Below are 15,178 nucleotides of genomic sequence, written 5' to 3'. Positions count from 1 at the left end.
GTGACGAGGACCGACGTGGACCTGAACGACGCCATGCGCACCAACGTGGAGCCCGGCATCGCCGACCCCGGCTGGACCTGGCCTCCGTCCGGGCCGATGGAGTCCGTGGACGGAGCGCCGTTCGGGACCGACGAGTGGGCGCCGGCATCGACCGTTCGGCGGCCGTGGGTCCGCGTCGGCCGCTGGACCCTGCTCTACCGCCGCGCGAGCTAACGGAGGCCACCCTCCTCCCGCGCGTCGCGGGCTCGGCGTGGGCCCCGGAAGGGTGGCCGTTCCGGCCAGGTGCCCCGCGGCTAGAGTGGGGGACCCGTCCGTGATCCCGAGGAGGTCGTGGCGACCCTGCAGGTCGAATTGGTGGCCGTCGAGCGGAAGATCTGGTCCGGCGAGGCGACGATGGTCATCGCCCGCACGACCGAGGGCGAACTGGGCGTGCTGCCCGGCCATGCTCCGTTGCTCGGCGAGCTCGCCGGGGGCGGCGTGGTCACCATCCGCACCGAATCCGGTGAGGACGTCGTGGTCGCCGCCCACGGAGGATTCCTGTCCGTGACCGAGCGCGGGGTGTCCATCCTCGCCGAGACGGCGGAGATCGCAGGCGAGATCGACGTCGAGCGGGCCCGCGAGGCGCTGCGTCGCGCCGAGGCCGACGCGGACGACCCGGACGCGTTCGACGCCGCGCGTCGCGCGCAGTCCCGCCTGCGGGCAGCCGGCGAGAGCGCCTGAGCCCCGGTCCTCCTTCGTACGAGTCCGTTGATCCCGGCCGAGCCGTGACCACGGTCCTGCTGGTCCTGCTCGGCGTGCTGGTCGTCGTGCTCGCGGTGGCCTTCCTGCTGCGCCGTCGGTTCCTGCTCTCCGGCCTCGGCGCGGTCACCATGTGGCTGCGCCCCGCCGGCTCCGCGCGCTGGTCCGTCGGCGTGGCCTGGTACGGCGGCGACATGCTGCTCTGGTACCGCGGGCTCTCCTTCGCCGTCCGGCCCCATGAGCGGCTGCACCGCTCGGATCTGCGCGTCGAGTCCCGCCGCAGCCCCGGTCGCGAGGATCTCGCGCTGCCCTCGGACGTCGTCGTCCTGGCGATCGCGGGCCCGGAGGCGCGGCGCGAGCTCGCGATGGACAGCTCGACGGTGACCGGCTTCCTCTCCTGGATGGAGTCGGCGCCACCCGGCGGCTGACGGATCCGGACGGGCCGCTCAGGCCTCGGCGGTCGTCCCTCGCTGGGCGTGCGCGCCGCTGTGCGCCCCCGGCTCCCAGAGGATGTCGCCGGCCGGGTTGGCCACCCGGGACAGGATGAACAGCAGGTCGGAGAGCCGGTTGAGGTAGCGCGCGGTCTCGGCGTTCGTCCGCTCGGGATCGACCTCCAGCAGGGCCCACACGCTGCGTTCGGCGCGCCGGGCGACCACCCGCGCCTGGTGCAGCAGCGCCGCGGCCGGGGTGCCGCCCGGGAGGATGAAGCTGTTCAGCTTCGGCAGGGCCTCGTTGTACTCGTCGCAGGCCGCTTCGAGCCGCTCGGTGTAGGCGCCCGTCACGCGCAGCGGCGGGTACTTCGGGTCCGGGGTGATCGGCGTGCAGAGGTCGGCACCCACGTCGAACAGGTCGTTCTGGATGCTGCGCAGCAGGTCGGCGACGGCGGGGTCCGGTGCCCCCAGGCCCAGCGCGGTCCCGATCACGCTGTTGGCCTCGTCCACGTCGGCGTACGCGACCAGACGCGGGTCGGTCTTGGCCACCCGGCTCATGTCGCCGAGGTGGGTCTGGCCGGCATCGCCGGTCTTCGTGTAGATGCGGGTCAGCCGGACGGTCATGCCCGCAGCTTAGGACGCCGCGCACGCCGGCTCCGGACGGGCGGGGAGACCGTCCACCGTAGGGTGGGCCGGTGGAGTGCTTCGAGGTGACCGGTGGCACCGCACTCACCGGCCGGGTGCGGGTCACGGGTGCCAAGAACAGTGCGCTCAAGCTCATGGCGGCCGCACTGCTGGCGCCGGGCCGCACGACGATCGACGAGGTCCCCGACATCCTCGACGTCGCGATCATGAGCGAGGTGCTCCGCCGGCTCGGGTGCGAGGTGGACTACCGGCGCTCGGCCGACGGCGGCGGCGGGGGACGCGTGCTGATCGACGTCCCCGACAAGCCCTCCACCGAGACCGACTACGACCTGGTCAGGAAGATGCGCGCGTCGATCAGCGTCCTGGGCCCGTTGGTCGCCCGCTGCGGCAGTGCCCGGGTGGCGCTGCCCGGCGGCGACGCCATCGGATCGCGCGGGCTCGACATGCACATCGCGGGGCTGGAGCGGCTGGGTGCCACGATCGTCAGCGAGCACGGCTTCCTCGTGGCCACGGCCCCCGGTTGGCCGGCACCTCGATCTGGCTGGACTTCCCGTCGGTGGGCGCCACGGAGAACCTGGTCATGGCGGCGGTGCTGGCCGCCGGGACGACCGTCATCGACAACGCCGCGCGGGAGCCGGAGATCGTCGACCTCTGCTCCATGCTGCGTGCCATGGGCGCCCACATCGACGGCGCCGGCACCTCCACGATCACCGTCGAGGGCGTGGACGCGCCTCGCCGGTCAGCTACACGACCGTGCCCGACCGGATCGTGGCCGGCACGTGGGCGATCGGCGCGGTGATGACCCGCGGGGACGTCGTCATCGAGCGGGCCGTCGCCGAGCACCTCACGGTGGCGCTGGACAAGCTCGCCGACGCCGGCGCGACGGTCGAGGTGGTGCCCGGCGGGATCCGGGTCGCCATGAGCGAGCGCCCGCGCTGCGTCGACATCGTGACGCTGCCCTTTCCGGGGTTCCCCACGGACCTGCAGCCGATGGCGGTTGCCCTCGCCGCCGTCTCCACCGGTACGGCCCTGATCACCGAGAACGTGTTCGAGGGCCGGTTCATGTTCGTCAACGAGCTGGTGCGGCTGGGTGCCGACGTGCGCATCGACGGCCACCACGCCGTCGTCCGCGGGCGGGAGCGGCTCTCGAGCGCGCCGGTCGTCGCCACGGACATCCGCGCCGGTGCGGGGCTGGTGCTGGCGGGGCTGGTCTCCGACGGCGTCACCGAGGTGCAGGAGGTGCACCACGTCGACCGCGGGTACCCCGACTTCGTGCAGCAGCTGCAGGGGCTAGGGGCGCAGGTGGGACGGACCCAGCGAGCCGGCTGACGCCGGCCACGCCGTAGCCGGTCAGCCGCCCACCGGGGATCGCCCGGGAACACCCCGGCCAGGGTCCGGGCCCGTGCGGCGTCCTCCGGGAAGACGAACACGTCGGCCCGGTGCGGTGCCGGGAACCGGATGGTCGACCGGATCCCGGCATCGGAGAGCACCGCCCGCAGCGCGAGCGCCGACTCCCGGCGCGAGAGGGTGGCAACCAGCGTCAGCAGCCCTCCTCGGCCGGCGGCGCCGGCTGCCCCGGCCGTAGCCGGTGCCGAACGCCCACCGGAGGAACAAGGCCATCAGGGCCAGGGCGAGGAACGCGATCGCCGGGCCCACGAGGAAGTGCAGGCTGCTGCCCGCGCCGATCGGCATGGCTCACCTCCTGCCCGGCGTCCGCGGCCGTGCTCTCTCGAGTGTGCCACCGGTCACGGTCCACGGCCGGGGATGCTACTGGCGGGTAACCGCCCTACACTCCGCCGGTATGCCGTTCCCTTCGAAGCCGTTGGAGCGCGACCGCCCCTGGGTCATGCGCACCTACGCCGGCCACTCCTCGCCGGCCGAGTCCAACGCCCTCTACCGCCGCAACCTCGCGAAGGGGCAGACCGGCCTCTCGGTCGCCTTCGACCTGCCGACGCAGACCGGTTACGACCCCGACGACGAGCTCGCCGTCGGTGAGGTCGGCAAGGTCGGCGTCCCGGTGACCCACATCGGCGACATGCGCGCGCTCTTCGACGGCATCCCGCTCGACGAGATGAACACGTCGATGACGATCAACGCCACCGCGATGTGGCTGCTCGCGCTCTACCAGGCGGTCGCCATCGAACAAGCAGAGGGCACGGGCGCCGATCCGGACGAGGTCCTGCGAGGGCTGGCCGGGACGACGCAGAACGACATCATCAAGGAGTACCTGTCGCGGGGGACCTACGTCTTCCCGCCGGCTCCGTCGATGCGGCTGATCACCGACATGGTCGCCTACACCGTCACGGCCATGCCGAAGTGGAACCCGATCAACATCTGCAGCTACCACCTGCAGGAGGCCGGGGCGACGCCGGAGCAGGAGATCGCCTACGCCATCAGCACCGCGATCGCCGTCCTGGACTCGGTCCGGGACTCCGGTCAGGTGCCGCAGGAGAAGTTCGGCGAGGTCGTCGCGCGCATCTCCTTCTTCGTCAACGCGGGTGTCCGCTTCGTGGAGGAGATGTGCAAGATGCGCGCCTTCACCCAGCTCTGGGACGAGCTGACGAAGGAGCGCTACGGCGTCGAGGACCCCAAGCACCGCCGCTTCCGCTACGGCGTGCAGGTCAACTCCTGGGCCTGACCGAGGCCCAGCCGGAGAACAACGTCCAGCGGATCGTCCTGGAGATGCTGGCGGTCACCCTCTCCCGCGACTCCCGAGCCCGCGCGGTGCAGCTGCCGGCGTGGAACGAAGCGCTCGGCCTGCCTCGGCCGTGGGACCAGCAGTGGTCGTTGCGGCTGCAGCAGGTGCTGGCCTACGAGACCGATCTGCTCGAGTACGAGGACCTCTTCACCGGATCGGTGGTCGTGGAGAAGAAGGTCGCCGAGCTGGTCGCGGGCGCCAAGGCGGAGATGGCGCGCGTCGACGAGATGGGCGGCGCCGTCGCGGCGGTCGAGTCCGGCTACATGAAGAGCGCGATGGTCGGATCGCTGGCCGAGCGCCGGCGCCGCATCGAGAGCGGCGATGACGTCGTCGTCGGCGTCAACAAGTTCGAGACCACCGAGCCCAACCCGCTCACCGCTGACCTCGACACCGCGATCATGGTCGTCGACCCGGCCGTGGAGGCCTCCGCCCAGGAGGCCGTGCGGACGTGGCGGGCCGAGCGGGACCAGGCGAGGTGCGACAAGGCGCTCGACGACCTGCGCGCCGCGGCCTCGACCGACGTCAACCTGATGGCGGCCACCCTCGACTGCGCCCGCGCCGGCGTGACGACGGGGAGTGGGCCGGCGTGCTGCGCGAAGTGTTCGGCGAGTACCGTGCGCCGACCGGCGTCGCGGCCGCCGCCGGGGGCGGGGAGGCCGACGACGCGCTCCGGGAGATCCGGGAGCGGGTCCGCGCCACGGGCGAGGAGCTGGGCGGCCGGCTGCGTTTCCTGGTCGGCAAGCCCGGGCTGGACGGGCACTCGAACGGTGCCGAGCAGATCGCCGTGCGGGCCCGGGACGCCGGCTTCGAGGTCGTCTACCAGGGCATCCGGCTCACGCCCGCGCAGATCGTCTCCGCGGCGGTCGAGGAGGACGTCCACGTCGTCGGCCTGTCGGTGCTGTCGGGGTCGCACCTCCAGGTCGTCCCGAGCGTGCTCCAGGGCCTCAAGGACGCCGGGCTCGACGACGTCCCGGTGGTCGTGGGCGGGATCATCCCCGACAGCGACGCACGGCGGCTGCGCGAGCAGGGCGTGGCCCGGGTCTTCACGCCCAAGGACTTCGGGCTCACCGAGATCATGGGGTCGGTCGTCGACGTCATCCGCGAGGCGAACGGACTGGACCAGAAGGTCCCGGCGCCGGCCTGACGCGACCGTGCACGACGTGGTCGCCGCCGCGCTCGTCCGGGAGCAGCACGTCCTCCTCGTCCACCGTCGCCCGGACAGGCGCTGGTATCCGGACGTCTGGGACCTGCCCGGCGGTCACGTCGAGGACGGCGAGCCGCCGCTCACCGCCCTGATCCGGGAGCTGCACGAGGAGCTCGGCGTGCACGTCGACCCGCCGGCGTGCGTGCCGGTGGCAGAGGTGCCGGTCCCGGCCCGGTCGCTGCACCTCCGGATCCGGCGGGTCGACGCCTGGCGCGGGACACCGGTCAACCGGTGTCCCGCGGAACACGACGGCATCGGCTGGCTCGCAGCCGACCGGCTGGCCGGGTTGACGCTGGCGGACCCTGGCCACCTCGCACTGCTGGCAGGCCTCCTGCGGCGGTGACGGGTTGCCCGGCCGTCCGATGGCGTGATGAGGTCGGTCCATGAGCAGCGAGGGTGCGCCGAAGGTCGAGCGGAACGGGAACGTCGTCCGCATCACGATGGTCCGTGCGGCACGCCGCAACGCCCTGTCCCGGCAGCACCTGACCCAGCTCCTCGCCGCCGTCACCGAGGTCGGCTCGAGCGACGCGACCGGCATCGTCCTGGCGGCCGAGGGGCCGGTGTTCAGCGCCGGGCACGACTTCGCCGACGTCGCGGGCAAGCCGGTCGCCGAGGTGCGCAGCCTGCTGCAGCTGTGCACCGAGCTGATGCAGACGATCCAGGACGTGCCCCAGGTCGTCCTCGCGCGGGTGCACGCCCTGGCGACGGCCGCCGGGTGCCAGCTGGTCGCGTCCTGCGACCTGGCCGTCGCGGCGGAGTCGGCCGGCTTCGCGGCCCCTGGCGGCAAGGGGGCTGGTTCTGCCACACGCCGATGGTGGCGATCGCCCGGAACGTGGGCCGCAAGCGCGCGATGGAGCTCGCGCTGACCGGCGACGTCATCGATGCACGGACGGCCCTGGACTGGGGCCTGGTCAACCGGGTGGTGCCCGACGACCAGCTGGACACCGCGGTCGAGGACCTCATGGCCCGCGCCACCCGGGGTTCGAGGGCCAGCAAGGCGTGGGGCAAGCAGACGATGTACGCCCAGCTCGACCGGCCCGAGCGGGACGCCTACTCGACGGCCGTCGAGGTCATGGCCGCAGCCAGCCAGCTCGACGGCGCCCGCGAGGGCATGGCCGCGTTCCTGGAGAAGCGCCCGGCGGCCTGGAGCGACTGAAGCCCCGGAAGAGTGAGTCCCGGCACACGCGGGATGGGTTCGGGCCCCCGGCGGCATTGACCCTGCCGTGCAGAACGTGTGGGGGCTCACGCGTCGGCGTGCGCTGGACTTCGGGCGGATGACGACCGCCGGCTGTTGACGCCGGCCGCGTCCACGTCGTCCCTCCCGATCCTCCGAAAGGCCCTCCTTCTCGTGCTCGCTCGTCTCCGCCGTGTGCCGTTCGCGGCGCAGGTACTCCTCGCCCTCGTCGTGGGCGTCGCCCTCGGCTTCGTCGCCCGTGAGATGGGGACCGCCTCCGACGGCTCGCCCAACTGGCTGACCAGCACCCTGCAGACCATCGGCAGCACGTTCGTCACGCTGCTCAAGGCGCTGGTGCCGCCGCTGATCGTCACCGCGGTGATCGTCAGCATCGCCAACCTCAAGCAGGTCTCGAACGCCGCGCGCCTGGCCGGTCAGACCCTCCTGTGGTTCGCGATCACCGCCCTGATCGCCGTCGCGATCGGCATCGGCCTGGGCCTGCTCACCGAGCCCGGCCGCAACAGCTCCGTCGATGCCGCCGCGCAGACCGACCCGGGCACCACCGGCTCCTGGTTCGGCTTCCTCAACGGGCTGGTGCCGCAGAACTTCCTCGGCCTCCAGGGCTCGGCCGAGGAGCGCTGTCGTTCAACGTGCTCCAGCTGATCGTCCTCTCTGTCGCGATCGGCGTCGCGGCCCTCAAGGTGGGCGAGGCGGCGGAGCCGTTCCTCGGGTTCGTCCGGTCCGCGCTGGCGATCGTGCAGAAGGTGCTGTGGTGGGTCATCCTGCTCGCACCCCTGGGCACCGTCGGCCTGATCGGCAACGCCGTGGCCAGCTACGGCTGGGAGTCCCTGGGCTCGCTCGGTGTCTTCGCCGGAGCGGTCTACGCCGGGCTCGCCCTCGTGCTGTTCGTCGTCTACCCGGTCCTCCTGCGCCTGCACGGGCTCTCCCCGCTGCGCTGGTTCGCGGGCGCCTGGCCGGCCATCCAGCTGGCGTTCGTGTCCCGCTCCTCGATCGGCACCCTGCCGGTGACGGAGCGGGTGACCGAGCAGAACCTCGGCGTCCCGCGGTCCTACGCCTCGTTCGCCGTCCCGCTCGGGGCGACGACGAAGATGGACGGCTGCGCGGCGATCTACCCGGCGCTGGCGGCGATCTTCGTGGCCCAGTTCTTCGGCGTGGACCTGGCGCTGACCGACTACCTGCTGATCGTCCTCGTCTCGGTGATCGGCTCGGCGGCCACCGCCGGGACGACGGGCGCGGTCGTCATGCTGACCCTGACGCTGTCCACGCTGGGGCTCCCGCTGGCGGGTGTCGGCCTGCTCCTGGCCGTCGACCCCATCCTCGACATGGGCCGCACCGCGGTGAACGTGGCGGGTCAGGCGCTCGTGCCCACGATCGTGGCCAGGCGCGAGGGCATCCTCGACGTCGAGCGCTACAACTCGACCTCGACGGTCGACCCGCTGGCCCGGGTCGAGGAGCGCAGCGGTGTCGACGCCGACCTGCGTCGTCCCGAGCCCGCGGCCGTCTAGAGCGACACCCTGCAGGCCCGCCCGGCCCCGTCCTCCTCGCGGAGGGCGGGGCCGGGCGTCGTCCTCACCCGATGAGGTCGGCGCACCCCGTCTCGTCGGGCAGCAGTGGGCGGAAGGTCACCGACCAGCGCGAGCCGTCGTCGGTGACCCACGGCGTGGCGGCGTTGCCCTCCCGGGCGGCCTCGAGCAGGGCCTGGGCCTCCTCGCCGGTGGCGGTCACGCAGCTCACGTCGCCGAGGCCGCCGACGGGCTCACCCGGCAGGGCGGGGCCCGGCCAGGGCAGCTCCGGCTGCGGCAGGTCGTCGCCGGGGTCCACCCACGGGGAGGCGACGGCGGCGACGGCCGCGGGCTCGTAAGGCTCCGACGGGCGGCCCGGGTCGGTCACCGAGGCCAGGAACTCGCTGAGCTCCGCCCTGGCCGCCGACTGGTCCTCGGTGATCCCGGTGTCGGCCGGATCGGGAGAGCCGGGCAGGCCTGAGGACATCCCGAGCGCGTACACCTCCCGCACGTACGTATCGGACGAGGTGACGAGGGTGAACCGGGTCGACGGGGCATCGGCGAGCGGCGGACTGCCGAGGTCGCCGGTCTCGTCCACGCCGGCCTCGAGGGCCCGGTCCACGAGGTCCTGGACCGCGGCCGGGTCGACCTGCGTCACCTGCACGTTCGGCAGGGCGGGGCCGGGGTAGATCGCCGGCACCGGACCCTCGGTGATCACCCGGCCGTCGGCGTAGGCGCTCACCAGCGGCAGTCGAGCGGCGAGCATCGACGGCGTCACGAAGCCGCCGGTGTGCTCGACCCGGAGCACCAGCCCTCCGCCGGGGCGTCCGCCGTGGACGACGGAACCGCCGTGGCGGACGGCTCTGCGGCCGGGCCGCCGACGCCGGGGCGCTCGGCGCACGCCGTCAACGCGAGCAGCACGGCGAGCGCCGTGGCCGGACGTGCCATCCGCATGATCGTCATGCCCCTCTCGACGACGGGGCGGCGGACGGGGTTCCCGCGCGCGGTAGCGTCGGGCCCCGTGCGCCTGGTCATCGCCCGTTGCTCCGTCGATTACATCGGGCGGCTCACCGCCCATCTCCCCATGGCCACCCGCCTGCTGCTGGTGAAGGCCGACGGCTCGGTGTCCATCCACGCCGACGACCGCGCCTACAAGCCGCTGAACTGGATGACGCCGCCCTGCACGCTCAAGGACGAGCTCACCGACGGGTCGGGGACGTGGACGGTGACGAACAAGGCCGGTGAGCAGCTGATCATCACCATCGAGGCGGTCGAGCACGACCACGCCCACGAGCTCGGCGTGGACCCGGGCCTGCAGAAGGACGGCGTCGAGGCCGAGCTCCAGCGCCTGCTCGCCCTGCACGTGGAGACCTTCGGCGCGGGCTGGTCGCTGGTGCGTCGCGAGTACCCGACGGCGATCGGGCCGGTGGACCTGCTCTGCCGCGACGCGGCAGGCGCCGTGGTCGCCGTCGAGATCAAGCGGCGCGGGGAGATCGACGGCGTCGAGCAGCTGACCCGGTACCTGGAGCTGCTCAACCGCGATCCGCTGCTGGCGCCGGTCAAGGGCGTGTTCGCGGCCCAGGAGATCAAGCCGCAGGCCCGGGTGCTGGCCGCCGACCGCGGCATCGACTGCCTGACCGTCGACTACGCCGTCCTCAAGGGCACCGACGACCCCTCGCAGCGCCTCTTCTAGCCAGGCTGGGAGTGGCGGTCCCCGCCGCGCCCGCGCGGTCGAGCGGCCGCTGAAGTTACCCGTCGGTAGCCCCGCGAGGCGTTCGGAACCGGGGGTGAGAGACTGCCCGCGATCACCGGCGGTGGGAGGAGATGGCAACGTGGCCAGGGAACTGAACGAGGTCGGCGTCGTGGGGCTGGGCACCATGGGTGCCGGCATCGCCGAAGTGCTCGCACGGGCAGGGCTGTCGGTCACGGCCGTGGAGGTCACCGACGAGGCTCTGGCCCGTGGCCGCGGTCACGTGGAGCAGTCGACGGACCGTGCCGTGAGCCGCGGCAAGCTCGACGCCGCCGAGCGCGACACCATCTTCGAGCGGATCCGCTTCACCACGTCGCTGGAGGACCTCGCGCAGGCCGAGCTGGTCATCGAGGCCATCCCGGAGCGCATGGAGCTCAAAGCCGACGTGTTCGCCGAGCTGGACAAGATCTGCGCGCCCGACACGATCCTGGCGACCAACACGTCGAGCCTCTCGGTCACCGAGCTGTCGGTCGTGACCGGCCGGCCGAGCAAGGTCATCGGGATGCACTTCTTCAACCCGGCCCCGGTGATGAAGCTCGTCGAGGTGGTCCGCACCGTCGTCACCGAGCAGTCGGTCGTCGACGACGTCGAGGCGCTGGCCGAGCGGCTGGGCAAGGTCGACGTGACCATCGGCGACAAGGCCGGCTTCATCGCCAACGCGCTGCTGTTCGGCTACCTCAACCACGCCGTCGCGATGTACGAGAACCGCTACGCGAGCCGGGAGGACATCGACGCGGCGATGCGGCTGGGCTGCGGGCTGCCGATGGGCCCGCTCGCGCTGATGGACCTCATCGGCATCGACACCGCCTACGAGATCCTCGACACGATGTACAAGCAGTCGCGCAACCGGCTGCACGCCCCCAGTCCGGTGATCAAGCAGATGATGACCGCTGGGCTGCTCGGCCGGAAGTCCGGCCGCGGCTTCTACTCCTACGCCGAGCCCGGTTCCGCCGAGGTGGTGGCCGACGCCGCCACGCCTGCGGCCGGCGGGGCCGCCGAAGGCGCCCGTGAGGTCCGGACCGTGGGCGTCGTCGGCTCCGGCACCATGGCCACCGGCATCATCGAGGTCGTGGCCAAGGGTGGCTACGACGTGCGTTTCGTCGCCCGATCGCCCGAGAAGGTCGAGGGCGTCACGAAGGCGCTCACCAAGTCGCTGGACAAGCAGGTCGTGCGCGGCCGCCTCGAGGAGTCCGCCAAGGACGAGATCCTGGCCCGGGTCAGCGGGACGACGTCGCTGGACGACCTGGCCGACCGCGACCTCGTCATCGAGGCCGTCGTCGAGTCGCTGCCGGTGAAGGAGGCGCTGTTCGCCAACCTCGGCGAGATCACGAAGCCCGGCGCCGTGCTCGCGACCACCACGTCGAGCCTGCCGGTCATCGAGTGCGCCAAGGCCAGCGGCCGCCCCGCCGACGTCGTGGGCATGCACTTCTTCAACCCGGCGCAGGTCATGAAGCTGGTGGAGGTCGTCTCCACCATCTCCACCGCGCCCGACGTGGCGGCGACCGCGCACGCGGTCAGCGCGCAGCTGGGGAAGCATGCGGTGTCCTGCACGGACCGAGCCGGGTTCATCGTCAACGCGCTGCTGTTCCCGTACCTGAACGACGCGGTGAAGATGCTCGAGGCGCACTACGCGACCGCCGACGACATCGACGCGGCCATGAAGGTCGGCTGCGGCTACCCGATGGGTCCGTTCGAGCTGCTGGACGTCGTCGGCCTCGACGTCTCCTGGCGATCGAGAAGGAGCTCTACACCGAGTTCCGCGAGCCAGGCTTCGCGCCCGCGCCGCTGCTCGAGCACCTGGTGACCGCCGGCTACCTGGGCCGCAAGACCGGCCGCGGGTTCCGGGACTACGCCAGCCGCTGACGGGTGCCCCGTCGCCGTCCACGGGCCGGCTCGAGGCCTTCGGGTCGCGAGCCGGTTCGCCGCGTCGAGACCGTCGAGGAGGCGGCCGACGGCGACTGGGTGGTCCGACCGGTCACGGGGGCCACGACCGGCAAGACCTACCGCTGCCCGGGCTGTGACCAGGAGATCCGGGTCGGGACGCCCCACGTGGTGACGTGGGCGGCCTACGCGCGCGACTCCGACCTCGACCCCTGGGACACCGAGTCGGCGGCCGAGCTCCGCCGGCACTGGCACACCGCCTGCTGGCGGGCCCGCAGCCGTCGGCGTTAGCGGATGGCCTCGGCGAACACGACCACGTTGTCCTGGTAGCTCCCGCGCGTCCGGTCGAAGACCCCGCCGCAGGTGATGAGCCGTAGCTCGGCGCCGGTCGTCGGCGCATACACCGCGGTGGTGGGGAACTCGCTCTTCGCCAGTCGCAGGACCCGGGTGACGGAGAACCGGACCGTGCTCCCGTCCGCCCGGCGGACGAAGACCTCCGCCCCGCGGTCGAGCTCCGCCAGCCCGGAGAAGACGCCCGGGGCACCGGCCCAGTCGACGTGTCCCGCGATGACCGCCGGCCCCGTCTCGCCCGGCGAGGGCCCGTCGGCGTACCAACCCGCGACCGCGGGGTCGGCCGGCGGGACCAGCGCGCCGGAGCGATCCAGTCCGGCGCTCGCCAGCGGAGCGTCGAGACCGGCCGAGGGCACCGTGATCCGGGCGGGGGCGGCGGGACCGCCCGGGCTGGTCCCGAGAGTCGCGAGCAGCTTCTCGGGCGCTACGGCGGCGGTTCCAGGCGCGGCGCCGGTGAGCGTCAGCAGCGCGGTGATCGCGAGCAGCACCCGGCGTCGGCGACCGACCAGGGCCATCCCTGTTCCGGCGGCCCCCATCAGCGCGACGAGCGCCGACGGCCCGGTCGACCCGCCGGAGCCGGCCTCGACCGCGCCGGTGGGGACGACCGCCGGTCCGGCCGCGTCGACGACGGGGCGGACGTCCAGGCCCCCTCGCCGTCGTCGAGGACCAGCAGGGTCACCACCGATCCGGCCGCGAACTCGACGGGCACCTCGGCCGGCTCGCCGTGCCCGGCGACGGTCAACGAGGCCGGGCCGGCGGGCACGATGGTCGGCTCCCCAGCGGCGCCGAAGGGCAGCGCCGAACCCAGCGAGGGACCTCCGCGGACCGCCACGTCCAGCGCACCGACCTCGGCGGCCGCGGCGAGGACCCGCACGCGGGCCGCGCCTGCCGGAGGAGCGGAGAGGTCGTCGGAGAGCGTGTGCAGGGCCAGATCGGCGAACCGGCCGCTGATCGTCACCGTGCGGATGCCGCCGGGCGGCAGGTCCACGCGGGCGGAGAGGACGGGGGCGGTGTCCGGCGGGGCACCGGCCCTCCGCACGCTCACCGCGTAGCTGCCCGGAGGGAGCTCGGCGAGCTCGCCCACCGTGCCGTAGGCGAGATCGGTCTCGAGGTCCGGTCCCGGGTCGGTCAGCGGGCCCGTGGAGCCCGCCGGGAGCGGCGCCACGGCGACGTCGACGGTCGGGGTGTCCGGCGAGAGGTGGGCGACCCGGAGCCGGCCGGTCTCCTCAGCGGTCGCCTGAGGCGCCCCGAGCAGCGAGAGGACCGCCGCCAGCACGACGACGAACAGCCCGCGGTGGCCTCCCGCAGGGACCCGGTGCGTCCCCTCCTGCGGGGGCAGGAGGGCCCTTTCTCAGGAACGTCCCTGCCCGACCGGCTGGTCGATGGCCTGCGTCGGCGGCCCCTGGACCGGTGCGGGGTGGCACCGGGACGCGGGGGCATGGGGAGCTGCCGGGTCTGCGGCTCCGGACGGGTGGGCTGACGTGCCGCCGCGGCCTCGCCCTCGCCGTGGGACGCGGACGGGGACGCCGTCACCGGCGCGGTCGATCCACCCTGGGGAGCGGGGAGGGCCGACGTTCGGTCTCGCGGGCCGGGGCGACCTGCGGTGCGGTGCTGGTCGTGGCGGCCCCGCTGCCCGCGGCCGCCGGGGCCTGGCCGGCGGCGGGGGCAGAACCCGCCCCGTCGGCAGGTGCGTGCCGGGGAGCGGACTGCTGGGCGGAGGCCTGCGGAGACGTGGTCTGCGGAGACGTGGTCTGCGGAGACGTGGCCTGCTGCGCGTCCGACTGCTGGGGTCGGTCGCCGAGGTCGGGCAGGCTGCTGAGCAGCTGACGGGCCTGCAGCAGCCGGTTGGTGAGCTCGTCCCGCACGTCGCGGATCGCCTCCGCCTTGGCTTCCGCCTCGGCGACCAGCTGCGCCGCGTGCTGCTCGGCGGCGGCGATGCGCTGCCGCGCGGCCTGGGTCGAGACGCGCTCGCGCTCGTCCTCCGCAGCGGCGGCCTCGGCGCGGCGGAGCGCTGCGCGATGTCGAAGTCCTCCTCGACCTTGGCCCGGCGGGCCTGCGACTCCGCGTCGAGCCGGGCCACCCGCTCCTGGGCCTTGGCGACGAGCTCGTCGGCCCGCTGCTGCGCCTTCTGCATGATCTGCTCGGCGTTCTGCCGGGCCTCGGCGAGCATCCGCTCGACCTCGGCCTGGCCGGCGGCGTGCCGCTCGAGCAGGGCTCGCTCCTCGGCGGCCGTCTGCTCGCGGACCGCCTGGGCGTCGAGCTCGGCGGCACGGCGGATCTCGCCGGCCTCCTCCTCGGCGAGCTGCAGCATGTGCTGGATGCGCTCGCTGATGTTCTCGAACGTCGGGGCCGACGCCGTCGCGGCCTTGCGGCGCAGCGACTCGATCTCGGCGTGGAGGGCCGAGAGCTGGCCCGCGAGGTCGGCGGACCGGCCGGCGGCGGCGTCCCGGTCGGCGAAGGCGACCCGCAGGTCCGCCTCGAGCCGCTCGATCGCCTCGGCCACCTGGTTGCGGTCGTAGCCCCGCAGCTGTACGTCGAACGAGTGCTGGGCCTCGTGGATCGGCGGCAGTTCGCGGCGGGGATCGTTCATGCGGTCATCCTCGCAGAAGGCCGAACGCCCGTCAGCGTGTCGGCCAGATATCCGGTACCAGTGGGACAGCTGTGCACGCGCAGGGCCCGGCCGCGTCCCACGGCCGGGCCCTGGTGACGTACTGGGGCGGCGGCCCTGTCCGGAGGCTCGCCCTGAGCGTGCGAAGGCTGAGAGAGACGGGGTGTTTCTCTCC

Annotated in this window: 17 protein-coding genes and 3 pseudogenes; 14 read left to right on the top strand and 6 right to left on the bottom strand. The window is 73.3% G+C overall.

The features are described from left to right. Positions 1 to 15 precede the first annotated feature (15 nt). From U6N30_RS22595 to U6N30_RS22585, 3 genes are all read left to right on the top strand, one after another. Entirely contained in the window at positions 16 to 213 is a 198-nt protein-coding gene (locus tag U6N30_RS22595; protein WP_324274052.1) for a hypothetical protein, read from the top strand. A 117-nt stretch (positions 214 to 330) separates the two neighbouring features. Continuing rightward, positions 331 to 720 carry a F0F1 ATP synthase subunit epsilon gene (locus U6N30_RS22590; RefSeq protein ID WP_324274051.1) on the top strand — a complete coding sequence of 130 codons (390 nt, stop codon included), beginning with the start codon at positions 331 to 333 and terminating at the stop codon, positions 718 to 720. A 44-nt stretch (positions 721 to 764) separates the two neighbouring features. After that, complete coding sequence (locus U6N30_RS22585; protein ID WP_324274050.1) at positions 765 to 1,166, top strand: DUF2550 domain-containing protein; 402 nt, start codon at positions 765 to 767, stop codon at positions 1,164 to 1,166. Positions 1,167 to 1,184: 18 nt separating this feature from the next. On the opposite strand, the gene U6N30_RS22580 is transcribed toward U6N30_RS22585, so the two are convergent. Next, entirely contained in the window at positions 1,185 to 1,793 is a 609-nt protein-coding gene (locus U6N30_RS22580) for a cob(I)yrinic acid a,c-diamide adenosyltransferase (protein WP_324274049.1), read from the bottom strand. 71 nt (positions 1,794 to 1,864) lie between these two features. On the opposite strand from U6N30_RS22580, the pseudogene murA reads away from it, so the two are divergent. The 8 genes and pseudogenes from murA to U6N30_RS22525 all read left to right on the top strand — a co-directional run bounded on the left by murA (position 1,865) and on the right by U6N30_RS22525 (position 8,416). Beyond that, a pseudogene (murA, locus tag U6N30_RS34465) lies at positions 1,865 to 3,143 on the top strand (UDP-N-acetylglucosamine 1-carboxyvinyltransferase). 361 nt (positions 3,144 to 3,504) lie between these two features. Further along, positions 3,505 to 5,027, top strand: a pseudogene (locus U6N30_RS35685) (methylmalonyl-CoA mutase family protein); the annotation flags it as partial. A gap of 71 nt (positions 5,028 to 5,098) precedes the next feature. Next, entirely contained in the window at positions 5,099 to 5,656 is a 558-nt protein-coding gene (locus tag U6N30_RS22550) for a cobalamin B12-binding domain-containing protein (RefSeq protein ID WP_324278420.1), read from the top strand. A gap of 7 nt (positions 5,657 to 5,663) precedes the next feature. Beyond that, positions 5,664 to 6,059 (top strand): NUDIX domain-containing protein, encoded by a 396-nt coding sequence (locus tag U6N30_RS22545; protein ID WP_324278419.1) that lies wholly within the window; start codon positions 5,664 to 5,666, stop codon positions 6,057 to 6,059. 40 nt (positions 6,060 to 6,099) lie between these two features. Then, positions 6,100 to 6,582 (top strand): enoyl-CoA hydratase-related protein, encoded by a 483-nt coding sequence (locus U6N30_RS22540; protein WP_324274045.1) that lies wholly within the window; start codon positions 6,100 to 6,102, stop codon positions 6,580 to 6,582. Next, positions 6,567 to 6,872 (top strand): enoyl-CoA hydratase-related protein, encoded by a 306-nt coding sequence (locus U6N30_RS22535; protein ID WP_324274044.1) that lies wholly within the window; start codon positions 6,567 to 6,569, stop codon positions 6,870 to 6,872. The genes U6N30_RS22540 and U6N30_RS22535 overlap by 16 nt, the downstream gene beginning before the upstream one ends. A gap of 192 nt (positions 6,873 to 7,064) precedes the next feature. Next, positions 7,065 to 7,553 (top strand): dicarboxylate/amino acid:cation symporter, encoded by a 489-nt coding sequence (locus tag U6N30_RS22530; protein WP_324274043.1) that lies wholly within the window; start codon positions 7,065 to 7,067, stop codon positions 7,551 to 7,553. Beyond that, positions 7,541 to 8,416 carry a dicarboxylate/amino acid:cation symporter gene (locus tag U6N30_RS22525; protein WP_324274042.1) on the top strand — a complete coding sequence of 292 codons (876 nt, stop codon included), beginning with the start codon at positions 7,541 to 7,543 and terminating at the stop codon, positions 8,414 to 8,416. The genes U6N30_RS22530 and U6N30_RS22525 overlap by 13 nt, the downstream gene beginning before the upstream one ends. A gap of 64 nt (positions 8,417 to 8,480) precedes the next feature. Here U6N30_RS22525 and U6N30_RS22520 read toward each other — a convergent pair whose 3' ends face one another. Beyond that, positions 8,481 to 9,221: a hypothetical protein gene (locus U6N30_RS22520; protein WP_324274041.1), complete on the bottom strand. Its 741-nt coding sequence runs from the start codon at positions 9,219 to 9,221 to the stop codon at positions 8,481 to 8,483. Further along, a complete protein-coding gene (locus U6N30_RS22515) occupies positions 9,188 to 9,376 on the bottom strand; it encodes a hypothetical protein (RefSeq protein WP_324274040.1) in 189 nt (62 codons plus the stop codon). The genes U6N30_RS22520 and U6N30_RS22515 overlap by 34 nt, the downstream gene beginning before the upstream one ends. Between U6N30_RS22515 and nucS the strand changes: the two genes are divergently transcribed. The 3 genes and pseudogenes from nucS to U6N30_RS22500 all read left to right on the top strand — a co-directional run bounded on the left by nucS (position 9,366) and on the right by U6N30_RS22500 (position 12,335). After that, positions 9,366 to 10,106 carry an endonuclease NucS gene (gene nucS, locus U6N30_RS22510; RefSeq protein WP_479690531.1) on the top strand — a complete coding sequence of 247 codons (741 nt, stop codon included), beginning with the start codon at positions 9,366 to 9,368 and terminating at the stop codon, positions 10,104 to 10,106. The two genes, U6N30_RS22515 and nucS, sit on opposite strands and share 11 nt — an antisense overlap. Positions 10,107 to 10,290: 184 nt before the next feature. Further along, positions 10,291 to 12,026 (top strand): annotated as a pseudogene (locus tag U6N30_RS22505) (3-hydroxyacyl-CoA dehydrogenase family protein). Between the two features lie 99 nt (positions 12,027 to 12,125). Continuing rightward, entirely contained in the window at positions 12,126 to 12,335 is a 210-nt protein-coding gene (locus tag U6N30_RS22500; protein WP_324274038.1) for a hypothetical protein, read from the top strand. Here U6N30_RS22500 and U6N30_RS22495 read toward each other — a convergent pair. From U6N30_RS22495 to U6N30_RS22485, 3 genes are all read right to left on the bottom strand, one after another. Then, positions 12,332 to 12,910, bottom strand: a complete 579-nt coding sequence (locus tag U6N30_RS22495; protein WP_324274037.1) for a class F sortase — start codon at positions 12,908 to 12,910, stop codon at positions 12,332 to 12,334. The genes U6N30_RS22500 and U6N30_RS22495 overlap by 4 nt on opposite strands. Before the next feature lie 20 nt (positions 12,911 to 12,930). Further along, complete coding sequence (locus U6N30_RS22490) at positions 12,931 to 13,671, bottom strand: DUF4397 domain-containing protein (protein WP_324274036.1); 741 nt, start codon at positions 13,669 to 13,671, stop codon at positions 12,931 to 12,933. A 75-nt stretch (positions 13,672 to 13,746) separates the two neighbouring features. Beyond that, complete coding sequence (locus U6N30_RS22485; RefSeq protein WP_324274035.1) at positions 13,747 to 14,985, bottom strand: DivIVA domain-containing protein; 1,239 nt, start codon at positions 14,983 to 14,985, stop codon at positions 13,747 to 13,749. Positions 14,986 to 15,178: the final 193 nt, after the last annotated feature.

Source organism: Blastococcus brunescens, assembly GCF_035320885.1.
GTDB lineage: Bacteria > Actinomycetota > Actinomycetes > Mycobacteriales > Geodermatophilaceae > Blastococcus_B > Blastococcus_B brunescens.
The sequence above is the reverse complement of the archived record's forward strand: the minus strand, read 5'-3'. Positions and strand labels throughout refer to the sequence as shown.

Coding starts and splice junctions, on each gene's coding strand:
- U6N30_RS22580 (WP_324274049.1), bottom strand. CDS start 1,793: ATGACCGTCCGGCTGACCCGCATCTACACGAAGACCGGCGATGCCGGC.
- U6N30_RS22535 (WP_324274044.1), top strand. CDS start 6,567: ATGGAGCTCGCGCTGACCGGCGACGTCATCGATGCACGGACGGCCCTG.
- U6N30_RS22495 (WP_324274037.1), bottom strand. CDS start 12,910: ATGGCCCTGGTCGGTCGCCGACGCCGGGTGCTGCTCGCGATCACCGCG.
- nucS (WP_479690531.1), top strand. CDS start 9,366: ATGATCGTCATGCCCCTCTCGACGACGGGGCGGCGGACGGGGTTCCCG.
- U6N30_RS22515 (WP_324274040.1), bottom strand. CDS start 9,376: ATGACGATCATGCGGATGGCACGTCCGGCCACGGCGCTCGCCGTGCTG.
- U6N30_RS22540 (WP_324274045.1), top strand. CDS start 6,100: ATGAGCAGCGAGGGTGCGCCGAAGGTCGAGCGGAACGGGAACGTCGTC.
- U6N30_RS22485 (WP_324274035.1), bottom strand. CDS start 14,985: ATGAACGATCCCCGCCGCGAACTGCCGCCGATCCACGAGGCCCAGCAC.